The sequence below is a fragment of the Rhizobacter sp. genome (assembly GCF_031412495.1).
Taxonomy (GTDB): domain Bacteria; phylum Pseudomonadota; class Gammaproteobacteria; order Burkholderiales; family Burkholderiaceae_C; genus Schlegelella_A.
The window spans coordinates 1-10,217 of record NZ_JANODC010000433.1; the positions used below are offsets into that span (position 1 = coordinate 1).

Here is a 10,217-nt window from a genome sequence, read left to right on the forward strand (position 1 = left end):
CGGCGGCAAGATGGGGCCGACCCTCGCCCGTCTGGCCAAGCGCGCCGCGCCCACCAAGCGCGTCATCGGCGTGGCCCGCTTCAGCGACCTGGCGGTGCGCCGCCAGCTCGAGGCGCACGGCGTCGAGACGATCGCCTGCGATCTGCTCGACCGGGCCGCGCTCGAGGCCCTGCCGCGCTGGCCGAACATCGTCTTCGCCGCCGGGCACAAGTTCGGCGCCAGCGGCAACCCGGCGCTCACCTGGGCCATGAACACGCACGTGCCGGCGCTCGTCGCCGAGACCTTCCGCGCCTCGCGCATCGTCGCCTTCTCGAGCGGCAACGTCTACCCGCTGACGACGCTCGGTCGCGCCGCCGCCAACGAGACGACGCTGCCGCTGCCGGTCGGCGAATACGCGCAGTCCTGCCTCGGCCGCGAGCGGATGTTCGAGCACTTCTCCGGCGTCCACGGCACGCCCGGGCGGCTGGTCCGCCTCAACTACGCGATCGACATGCGCTACGGCGTGCTGGTGGACATCGCCGGCAAGGTGCACCGGGGCGACCCGGTCGACGTGACCATGGGCCACGTCAACGTCATCTGGCAGGGCGATGCGAACGCGCAGGTCCTGCGCTGCCTGCGCCACTGCACGACGCCGGCGACGCCGATCAACTGCACCGGCCCGGAGACGCTGTCGGTGCGCTCGCTCGCCGAAGCGCTCGGCGCGCGCATGGGCCTGGCGGCGACGATCACCGGCAGCGAAGCGCCGACAGCGCTGCTTTCCGACACCACGCTGGCCGCGTCGCTGTTCGGCTACCCGCAGGTGCCGCTCGGGCCGATGCTCGACTGGGTCGCCCACTGGGTGCAGCGGGGCGGCGCGAGCTTTAACAAGCCGACCAAGTTCGAAGTCCGCGATGGCCGGTTCTGACATCGCCGCGATCGAACGGCTGGTCGCAGCCGACGTGCGCGGCGGGCTGGCCCTGTCGGCCGCCGCCGGCTGGAACCAGAGCCACGACGACTGGCGGCTTTTTCTCGCGCACGGCCACGCCGTCGGCTGTCGCGACGAGGTCGGCAACCTCGTCGCCACCGCCGCGGCGCTGCCGTACGAGGGCGGCGCCGGCTGGATCTCGATGGTCCTGGTCGACCCGCACTGGCGCCATCGCGGCCTGGCCTCGCGCCTGATGGGCGAGTGCATCCGCCACCTGCAGTCGCTCGGCCTGGCGCCGACGCTCGACGCCACGCCGGCCGGCCAGGCGGTGTACCGGCAGCTCGGCTTCGTGCCCGGCTTCGCCTTCGAGCGCTGGGAAGGCGAGGGCGGTGCGGCCACGGGCGACGAGCTGCCGGCGGCCGGCATCGACGACCTGGCCCGCATCGTCGACCTCGACCGGGCCGCGCTCGGCGGCGTCGGCCGCGAGGTCCTGCTGCGCGACTTCCTGGCCCGTCCCACGACCTGCGCCTGGCTGCACCCGAAGGACGCCGGCTTCGTCGTCGCCCGCGCCGGCCACCGTGCGACCCAGGTCGGTCCGCTGGTCGCCGCCACCGTCGGGGCGGCACTCACGCTGCTCGGCCACGTGCTCGCGCGCACTGCCGGCCGCGTCTTCATCGACGTGCCGGTTCGCAGCGCCGGGTTGGTCGAGACCCTGGCGCAGCGCAGCTTCGTCCGCCAGCGCCCCTTTGTCCGCATGGCGCTGGGTGCCGCACCCGCCAGCGAACCGGACGCGACCCTGTTCGCCCTGGCCGGCCCGGAGTTCGGATGATCGACAGCCCGCTCGTCGCCACCGTGCGCGCCCGCCTCTTCGAAGGCCTCGCCATCCCGGCGCACCCGCTCGCCCTCGACGCCTCGCGCCGCCTCGACGTGCGCCGGCAGCGCGCCTTGGCCCGCTACTACCTCGACGCCGGCGCCGGCGGCCTGGCCGTCGGCGTGCACACGACCCAGTTCGCGATCCGCGGCGCCGGCCTCTACGAGGAGGTGCTGCGCATCGCCGCCGAGGAAGCGCGCGGCTGGAAGCGGCTCGTGCCGACCCCGTCGCCGCTGCTCGTCGCCGGCGTCTGCGGCGACACCGCGCAGGCGCTCGGCGAAGCGCGGACGGCGCGCGGCCTCGGCTACCAGGCCGGCCTGCTCAGCCTCGCGGCCCTGAAGGGCGCGGGCACCGCGGCCCTGATCGAGCATTGCCGGTCCGTGGCCGAGGAGATCCCGCTGATCGGCTTCTACCTGCAGCCGGCGGTCGGCGGGCTCGACCTCGGCACCGACTTCTGGACCCGCTTCGCGGCCATCGACAACGTCGTCGCGATCAAGGTCGCGCCCTTCAACCGCTACCGCACGCTCGACGTGGTGCGCGGCGTCGTCGCTGCCGGCGCCGAGAAACGCGTCGCCCTCTACACCGGCAACGACGACCACATCGTGCTCGACCTGGTCACGCCCTTCGTGGCCTTGCGCGACGGTGCGCCGGTCACGGCTCGCTTCGTCGGCGGCCTGCTCGGCCACTGGTCGGTGTGGACGCGCTCGGCGGTGCAGCTGCTCGAGCGCTGCAAGGCGGCCGCGGGCCGGCCCGGCGCCGCCATCGACGCCGAGCTGCTCGCCCTCGACAGCCGGGTCACCGACTGCAACAGCGCCTTCTTCGACGTCGCCAACGGCTTCCACGGCTGCATCGCCGGCTGCCACGAGGTGCTGCGCCGGCAGGGCCTGCTGACGACCATCGCCTGTCTCGACCCCGGCGAAGGCCTGAGCCCCGGCCAGCGCGAGGCCATCGACCGCGTCTGCCGCGAGCATGCCGACCTCTCAGACGACGCCTTCGTGGCCGAGCACCTCGAGCGCTGGCTGGAATGACGAGGCCCGATGGCGAGTCCCGTCGGTCCCTGCCCCCCGCGGGGGCGCGGCCGGGCTTGGGGCGCCCCGGCGCCCGGCCGGGGAGCGCGTGACAAGCGCCTCGATCGCACCGCGGCTCCGGGTCCTCGGCGTCGACGCCTTCGAGCAGCCCTACCGGCATCGCCTGCCGTTCCGCTTCGGCGTCGTCACCATCAACGAAGGCGTGCAGGCCTGCCTGCGCGCCCACGTGTGCCTCGACGACGGCCGCGAAGGCTTCGGCTACGCCGCCGAGTCGCTGGCCGCGAAGTGGTTCGACAAGGACCCGGCCCTCGGCGACGAGCAGAACCGGCACCAGCTGCGCAAGGCGATCGAGATCGCCGTCGACGCCTACGTCGACGCGCCGATCGCGACGGCCTTCGAGCTCTACGCCGACCACTACCGGCGGCAGATGCGCGCCGGCCGCGAGCTCGGCCTGCCGCCGCTCGTCGCCGGCTACGGCAACGCCCTGCTCGACCGCGCCGTGCTCGACGCCGTCTGCCGCCTGCTCGGCGCCAGCTTCTGGGCGGCCATGCGCAGCAACGTTGCCGGCATGGTCGCGCATCCGATCCTGGTCGATCTCGGCTCGATCGACTTCGGCCCCTTCCTCGCCGGCCTCGAACCCGTGCACAGCATCGAGGCGCGGCACACGGTCGGCCTCCTCGACCCGATCGTCGCCGCCGACCAGGCGCCGGGCCGCCGCGTCGACGACGGCCTGCCGGAAACGCTCGAGGAGGTGGTCGCCCGCTACGGGCAGCGCGCCTTCAAGCTCAAGGTGAGCGGCGACCTGCGCGCCGACATCGACCGGCTGGCCCGCATTGCCGGCGTCCTCGACGGCATCGAGGGCCCGCTGCACGTGACCCTCGACGGCAACGAGCAGTTCGACGATGTCGAGGCCGTGGTCGCACTGTGGAGCGCGATGGAGGCGGCGCCGGCCCTGCAGCGGCTGGTCGCCTCGACCCTCTTCATCGAGCAGCCGATCAGGCGCCAGGCGGCGCTGTCGCGCAGCGTCGCGGCGCTGGCCCGGCACCGCCCGGTGATCATCGACGAGAGCGACGGCGAGATCGATGCCTTCGTCCGCGCCCGTGCCCTCGGCTACGGCGGCGTCTCCTCGAAGGCCTGCAAGGGCTTCTACAAGTCCATCGTCAACCTGGCGCGCTGCCGGCGCTGGAACGCCGAGGGCGAGGGCGCCTACTTCCTGTCCGGCGAGGACCTGACGACGCAGGCCGGCCACGCCGTGCAGCAGGACCTGGCCCTGGTCGCCCTGCTCGGCCTGGCCGACGTCGAGCGCAACGGACACCACTTCATCGACGGCTTCGCCGGCCGCCCGCCGGCCGAGGCCGAAGCCTTCCTGCACGCTCACCCCGACCTGTATGAAGCCGACCGCGGCCGCGTCCGCCTGGCGATCCACGGCGGCCGGCTCGACCTGAGCTCGCTCGAGTGCCCGGGCTTCGGCACCTCGGTCGTCCCCGATCTCTCGGCCGCCGCGCCGATGGCGAAGGCCGACTGGCCGACCGGGAGCGTCGCCGCCGCCGGGCGGCCGGCGACATAACCGCCGACGCGCACCCGGCGCCGCGGCGATGAAGGAGTACGAATCCTTCGACGGCCTGGGCCTCGCCGAACTGGTGCACAGCGGCCAGGTCTCGGCGGCCGAGCTGCTCGCTGCGGCGCTGCAGCGCACCGAGGCGCGCGACCCGGCCCTCAACGCGGTGGTGACGCGGCTCGACGATGCGGCGCGTGCGGCGCTCGCCGCACGCGCCCCGACCGGGCCGTTTGCCGGCGTGCCCTTCCTCGTCAAGGAGCTGCTCGCCGGCGTCGCCGGCACGGCCACGAGCAACGCCTCGCGGCTCTTTGCCGGCGCCGCGGCCGCCCGCGACGGCGAGCTCGTCGCGCGCTACCGACGGGCCGGGCTGGTCGTCTTCGGCAAGACCAACTCGCCGGAGTTCGGCCTCCTGCCTGTCACCGAGTCGGCGCTGTACGGGACGACGCGCAACCCGTGGAACTTGAGCCTCTCGCCGGGCGGCTCGAGCGGCGGCTCGGCGGCGGCGGTCGCGGCGGGCATCGTCCCCGCGGCGCACGCCACGGACGGCGGCGGCTCGATCCGCATCCCGGCCTCGTGCTGCGGCCTGTTCGGCCTCAAGCCGACGCGCGGCCGGGTCAGCTTCGGCCCGGAGGTCGGCGAAGGCCTGAGCGGGCTGTCGGTGCAGCACGTCGTCAGCCGCAGCGTGCGCGACAGCGCCGCCCTGCTCGACGCCACCGCCGGCCCCGCCCCGGGCGACCCGTACACGGCACCGCCGCCGGAGCGGCCGTTCCTCGCCGAGACCGGCGTCGAGCCCGGGCGGCTGCGCATCGGTTTCGCCCGCGCCGCGCCGGTGGGGGTGCCGATCGCCGCCGAGTGCGTTGCCGCCGTCGAGGACGCGGCGAGTCTGTGCGAATCGCTCGGCCACCACGTCGAGGAGGCTTCGCCGGAGTGCGACTGGAACGCCTTGCAGGTCGGCTTCGCGACGGTGTTCGGCGCGCACGCCATGGCCAACATTGCCCGCGCCACCGGCGGGCCGCTGCCGGCGCCTGGCGAGGTCGAGCCCATGACCCGCGCCGTCGCCGAGCAGGCGCGATCGCTGAGCGCGGCCGACCTGATCGTCGCCCTGCACGGCCTGAGCCGGCAGGCGCGGGCGATCGCCGCCTTCTTCGCCCGCCACGACGTCTGGCTGACGCCGACGCTGGCCGGGCCGCCGCTGCCGATCGGCCGCTTCTCGTCCGGGCCGGCGACGGCCGAGGCCTGGGCCCGCGGCTTCACGGACCACTGCCCGTTCACCTACCCGTTCAACGTCACGGGGCAGCCGGCGGCGTCGCTGCCGCTCTACTGGAGCGCAGCCGGCGTGCCGATCGGCTGCCAGATCGCCGGCCGCAGCGGCGACGAGGCGACGCTGCTGCGCCTGGCGGCGCAGCTCGAGCGGGCGCGGCCCTGGTTCGGGCGGCGGCCGCCCGGGCTCACGGCTTTGGCGTGAGCTTCAGCAGCTCGCCGTTGCGCTCGTCGGTGACGACGTAGAGCGCGCCATCGGGGCCCTGGCGGACGTCGCGGATGCGCTGGCCGCGGTCGGCGAGGAGCCGTTCCTCGGCGACCACCCGGCCGCCCTCGACGACCAGCCGCACCAGCGCCCGCCCGCGCAGCCCGCCCATGAAGAGGTGGCCGCGCCAGGCTGGGAACGCGGCGCCGCCGTACCACTCGGCCCCCGATGGCGCGACGACCGGGTCCCAGTAGTAGACCGGCTGCTCGAGGCCGGCCTGGGTGGTGGCACCGGGGCCGATCGGCTGGCCCGAGTACTCCTGCCCGTACGAGATCGCCGGCCAGCCGTAGTTCTTGCCCTTCTCGACGAGGTTGACCTCGTCGCCGCCCTGCGCGCCCATCTCGCCGGTCCAGAGCCGCCCCTGCGCGTCGAATGCGGCGGCCTGGATGTTGCGGTGGCCGAGGCTCCAGATCTCCGGCCGGGCGCCGGCCTGGCCTGTGAACGGGTTGTCCGGCGGCACCGAGCCGTCGGCGCGGATGCGCAGGATCTTGCCCATGTGGCTCGACAGCTGCTGCGCCTGCGGCCGGATCTGCCGGTCGGAGCGGTCGCCGAGGGTCACGTAGAGCAGCCCGTCGCGGTCGAAGGCCAGGCGCGAGCCGAAGTGGTGGCCGCCGTCGTGCGTCGGCATCGCGCGCAGGATGACGCGGACCTGCTCCAGGCCGCGACCGTCGGCCGTCACCACGCCGCGCGCGACGCTGGTGCCGTTGCCGCCCTCGCGGAGCTCGGTGTAGCTCCAGAAGATCGTCCGGTCGCTCGCGAAGCGGGGGCTGAGTGCGACGTCGAGCAGGCCGCCCTGGTTGCGGTAGTCGACGGCAGGCAGGCCGGCGAGGGGCGGCCCGACCTGGCCGCTCGCCGAGACGATGCGCAGACGGCCGGGCTTCTCGGTGACGAGCAGGTCACCGCCGGGCAGCGGCTCGACGGCCCAGGGGTGCTCGAGCCCCTTGGCCAGCACGGTCACGTTGAATGCGGCGCTCGGTGCGGCGGCGCAGGCCCGCGTCTGCCCTGCGAAGGCCGGCTGCTGCTGCGAGGCGTTGGCGGCGCGGCTGTCGACCGGGGTGCAGCCGGCGTCGCTGCGCTGCGCCTGGGCGGCGGCGGCGGCGAGGAACAGCGTCGCGGCGAGGAGCGCGCGCATCGAATCCATCATGCGCGGCGCGGAGCAAGGCGCATGCCCCGCTACTCCATGCCGAGCAGCTTGTAGATGCGCCGGGTGTAGACGCCGAAGGCTTCGTGCGTCTTGATGTCGAGCGTGCGCGGGTGCGGCAGCTCGATCTCGAAGTTGTCGGCCATGCGCGCCGGCCCGGCGGTGAAGACGACGACGCGGGTGCCGAGGAACACCGCCTCGGAGATGCCGTGCGTGACGAAGAGGATGGTCTTGCCGGACTGCTTCCAGATGCGCAGCAGCTCGAGGTTCATCTTCTCGCGCGTGAGCGCGTCGAGGGCGCCGAAGGGCTCGTCCATCAGCACCAGTTTCGGGTCGTGCACCAGGGAGCGGGCGATCGCCGCGCGCTGCTGCATGCCGCCGGACAGCTCGTACGGCCGCTTGCCTTCGCTGCCGGACAGGCCGACGAGGGCGAGCAGGTCACGGGCCCTGTCACGGCTTTCCTTTCCCGGCAAGCCGAGGATCTCGGCCGGCAGGAGGACGTTGTCGATGATCGTGCGCCACTTCAGCAGCAAGGGCGCCTGGAAGACCATGCCGATGTCGCGCGCCGGATCGAACGGCACCTCGGGCGAGCCGATCGTCACCGTTCCGGCGTCGTGCGGGTGCAGGCCGGCGAGGATCTTCAGCAGCGTGCTCTTGCCGCAGCCTGACGGGCCGACCAGGCAGGCCAGCTCGCCCGGCATGACGTCGAAGGTCGCGTCGGAGATCGCCAGGTGCGCGGTCGGGCCGCGGCCGTAGGTCTTGGCGACGCCGGAGAGGTGGATGAAGGGAGCGGTCATTCGTTCAGCCCAGGCGCGCGTCGGGAACGACGAAGGCGCGCTCGAGCAGCAGCACCGAGCCGTAGAGGATCATGCCGAGCAGGGTGATCAGCAGCACGGCCATGAACATCGCCGCGGTGTCGAGCGTCACCTGCACCTGCAGCATCAGGTAGCCGAGGCCCTTGTCGGAGCCGAGGAACTCGCCCACGATGGCGCCCGCCACGGCGAGGATCGCGCCCACCTTCATGCCCGAGAAGATGTACGGCAGGGCCCCGGGCAGCTGGATCTTGGTGAAGACCTGCCAGCGCGAGCCGCGCAGGGTGCGCACCAGGTCGAGCAGGTCGGGCTCGACCTCGCGCAGGCCGCGCACGGTGGTCAGCAGGATCGGGAACACGCAGATCGAGAACGCGATCATCATGTTCGGGACGATCCCGTACTTGAACCAGACGATGATCAGCGGCCCGAGCGCGACCTTCGGGATCATGTTCAGGCTCACGAGCAGCGGCATCATGAAGGCCTCGAGCGGCTTCGACCACGTAAAGGCCAGCGCCAGGACCACGCCGACGACCAGCGCGATCAGGTAGCCCCCGAAGATCTCGATGGCGGTGACGGCGGTGTTGGTCCACCAGCTGTAGGTGCCGGAGAACAGCGTCGCCGCCGTGTCGCCCGGCGACGGCATGACGAACTTCGGCACGTTGCCGAACTTCACGAACAGGTACCAGGCCAGGAGCAGGGCCAGGTGCGAGGCCACCGCCATCGAAGGGCGCGTCCAGCGGTTGTTCAGGTCGGGCATCGAGCAGGCGGCACGAGGTGGGGCAACGGGTTGGGCGGCGCGCCATCATATGGGCTGCGCATCGGGGTCATTGCTCTCCCGGGCGTGGGGCGCTCTTGCTAGACTGAAACGAGGTTCTGTCCAGGAGTCGCCATGCACCTCGTTCGCCGTCTCGCCATCGTCGCCGGCTTCGCCGCCAGCCTCGCCGCCGTGCCTGCCATGGCGCAGCAGAAGCTCGACCTGATCCTCAACTGGGTCCCCGGCGGCGACCACGCGCCCTTCTACTACGCGAAGAAGATGGGCTGGTACAAGGAGGCCGGGATCGACCTCACCATCGAGCCGGGCCGCGGCTCGGCGCCGGCGGTGCAGAAGGTCGGCGCCGGTGCCAACCAGATCGGCATCGCCGACCTGGCCAATGCGCTGGTCGGCCGCAGCAAGGGCGCCAACACGGTCGGTGTCTACAACATCTACGCCAACTCGCCGCAAGGCTTCTACTGGCTGAAGAGCTCCGGCATCAAGTCCGTGAAGGACCTCGCGGGCAAGAAGATCGGCAACCCGGCCGGCGACGGCTCGCGCAGCGTCTGGCCGGCCTTCGCCAAGGCCAACGGCATCGACCCGGGGTCGGTGACCTTCGTCAACATCGATGCGAACAGCAAGCTCGCGGCCCTGAAGGCGAAGTCGATCGACGCCACCACCTCGTTCTACAACATCCACCACATCTTCCAGCGCGAGCTCGGCGACGACATGGGTTTCCTCGCCTGGAAAGACGCCGGCTTCAACCCCTACGGCAACACCGTGATCGTCAACGCCGACTACCTGAAGGCCAACAAGCCGGTGGTCGCGAACTTCGTGAAGGTCACGCAGAAGGCCTTCGCCACCTGCGTGCAGACGCCGCGGCCGTGCGTGCAGGCGCTCGTCGAGGCCAACGGCGCCCTGCAGATGGACAACGAGATGCAGAACTGGGCCCTGGTCGAGGTGCTCATGAGCGACAAGGTGTCGAAGGGCGTGGGCCTCGGCTGGCTCGACGACGCGCGCATGGCCGCTGACTACGAGATGGTCAAGACCTACATCGGCCTCGACCAGCCCTTTGATGTCAAGACGGCCTACACCAACGAGTTCCTCGATCGCTCGATCAAGATGACGAAATGACGGGCGCGCGCAGCGCCCCGGTCGTGCAGTCCACCGACGCCGCTCCGCGCATCCGCACCACCGTCGTCGGCTCCTACCCGGTGCCGGAGTGGCTGGTCGCCACGCCCTCCGAGCAGGGGCTGATCGACGCCACGCGGGTCGTCATCGCGACGCAGGAGCAGGCCGGCGTCGACGTCGTCTGCGACGGCGAGCTCTACCGCTTCGACGTCAACCATCCCGAGACGAACGGGATGATCGAGTACTTCGTGCGGCCCATGCAGGGCGTGCGTTACGAGATGACCTTCGAGGAGGTCATGGCCTTCCGCGCCATGCCCGGCATGCGCTTCCGCACCCGCGCGCCCGGCGTCGTCGACGGCCCGGTGTCGAGCGGCACGCTCGACCTGCCGCTCGCCTGCCAGCGCGCGGCGGCGCTCGCCACGCACGCCTTCAAGTTCACGGTCACCGGCCCGCACATGCTGGCCAAGACGCTGCTCGACCACCACTACCGCAGCAC

General features: G+C 72.4%; 10 protein-coding genes. 7 read left to right on the forward strand and 3 right to left on the reverse strand.

The annotated features are described in order from the left end of the window. The 5 genes from AC30N0_RS16160 to AC30N0_RS16180 form a co-directional block, all read left to right on the forward strand. Positions 1–904: NAD-dependent epimerase/dehydratase family protein (locus tag AC30N0_RS16160; protein ID WP_489518921.1), on the forward strand; the 904-nt coding region annotated here is incomplete at its 5' end. Beyond that, on the forward strand, positions 891–1,733 hold the full coding sequence (locus AC30N0_RS16165) for a GNAT family N-acetyltransferase (RefSeq protein WP_489518922.1): 843 nt from the start codon (positions 891–893) through the stop codon (positions 1,731–1,733). The genes AC30N0_RS16160 and AC30N0_RS16165, both read left to right, overlap by 14 nt. Next, positions 1,730–2,803: a dihydrodipicolinate synthase family protein gene (locus AC30N0_RS16170; RefSeq protein ID WP_489518923.1), complete on the forward strand. Its 1,074-nt coding sequence runs from the start codon at positions 1,730–1,732 to the stop codon at positions 2,801–2,803. The genes AC30N0_RS16165 and AC30N0_RS16170 overlap by 4 nt, the downstream gene beginning before the upstream one ends. Positions 2,804–2,891: 88 nt before the next feature. Next, the gene (locus AC30N0_RS16175) at positions 2,892–4,370 is read left to right on the forward strand and encodes an enolase C-terminal domain-like protein (RefSeq protein ID WP_489518924.1); all 1,479 of its coding nucleotides are present in this window, start codon (positions 2,892–2,894) and stop codon (positions 4,368–4,370) included. A 28-nt stretch (positions 4,371–4,398) separates the two neighbouring features. Beyond that, the gene (locus AC30N0_RS16180; protein WP_489518925.1) at positions 4,399–5,826 is read left to right on the forward strand and encodes an amidase; all 1,428 of its coding nucleotides are present in this window, start codon (positions 4,399–4,401) and stop codon (positions 5,824–5,826) included. Here the strand turns inward: AC30N0_RS16180 and AC30N0_RS16185 are convergent. The 3 genes from AC30N0_RS16185 to AC30N0_RS16195 are packed head-to-tail and all read right to left on the reverse strand — an operon-like array spanning position 5,810 to position 8,596. Further along, positions 5,810–7,018 carry a PQQ-dependent sugar dehydrogenase gene (locus tag AC30N0_RS16185; protein ID WP_489518926.1) on the reverse strand — a complete coding sequence of 403 codons (1,209 nt, stop codon included), beginning with the start codon at positions 7,016–7,018 and terminating at the stop codon, positions 5,810–5,812. The genes AC30N0_RS16180 and AC30N0_RS16185 overlap by 17 nt on opposite strands. A gap of 41 nt (positions 7,019–7,059) precedes the next feature. Continuing rightward, positions 7,060–7,824 (reverse strand): ABC transporter ATP-binding protein, encoded by a 765-nt coding sequence (locus AC30N0_RS16190; protein ID WP_489518927.1) that lies wholly within the window; start codon positions 7,822–7,824, stop codon positions 7,060–7,062. A 4-nt stretch (positions 7,825–7,828) separates the two neighbouring features. Next, the gene (locus tag AC30N0_RS16195) at positions 7,829–8,596 is read right to left on the reverse strand and encodes an ABC transporter permease (protein ID WP_489518928.1); all 768 of its coding nucleotides are present in this window, start codon (positions 8,594–8,596) and stop codon (positions 7,829–7,831) included. A gap of 132 nt (positions 8,597–8,728) precedes the next feature. On the opposite strand from AC30N0_RS16195, the gene AC30N0_RS16200 reads away from it, so the two are divergent. Next, on the forward strand, positions 8,729–9,724 hold the full coding sequence (locus AC30N0_RS16200) for an ABC transporter substrate-binding protein (RefSeq protein WP_489518929.1): 996 nt from the start codon (positions 8,729–8,731) through the stop codon (positions 9,722–9,724). Then, positions 9,721–10,217, forward strand: a 497-nt coding sequence (locus AC30N0_RS16205) for a uroporphyrinogen decarboxylase/cobalamine-independent methonine synthase family protein (RefSeq protein WP_489518930.1), incomplete at its 3' end; no start/stop codon positions are given. The genes AC30N0_RS16200 and AC30N0_RS16205, both read left to right, overlap by 4 nt.

Excerpts from the sequence above, each read along its gene's own strand:
- AC30N0_RS16165 (WP_489518922.1), top strand. The coding sequence starts at position 891 with ATGGCCGGTTCTGACATCGCCGCGATCGAACGGCTGGTCGCAGCCGAC.
- AC30N0_RS16170 (WP_489518923.1), top strand. The coding sequence starts at position 1,730 with ATGATCGACAGCCCGCTCGTCGCCACCGTGCGCGCCCGCCTCTTCGAA.
- AC30N0_RS16180 (WP_489518925.1), top strand. The coding sequence starts at position 4,399 with ATGAAGGAGTACGAATCCTTCGACGGCCTGGGCCTCGCCGAACTGGTG.
- AC30N0_RS16185 (WP_489518926.1), bottom strand. The coding sequence starts at position 7,018 with ATGCGCGCGCTCCTCGCCGCGACGCTGTTCCTCGCCGCCGCCGCCGCC.
- AC30N0_RS16190 (WP_489518927.1), bottom strand. The coding sequence starts at position 7,824 with ATGACCGCTCCCTTCATCCACCTCTCCGGCGTCGCCAAGACCTACGGC.
- AC30N0_RS16195 (WP_489518928.1), bottom strand. The coding sequence starts at position 8,596 with ATGCCCGACCTGAACAACCGCTGGACGCGCCCTTCGATGGCGGTGGCC.
- AC30N0_RS16200 (WP_489518929.1), top strand. The coding sequence starts at position 8,729 with ATGCACCTCGTTCGCCGTCTCGCCATCGTCGCCGGCTTCGCCGCCAGC.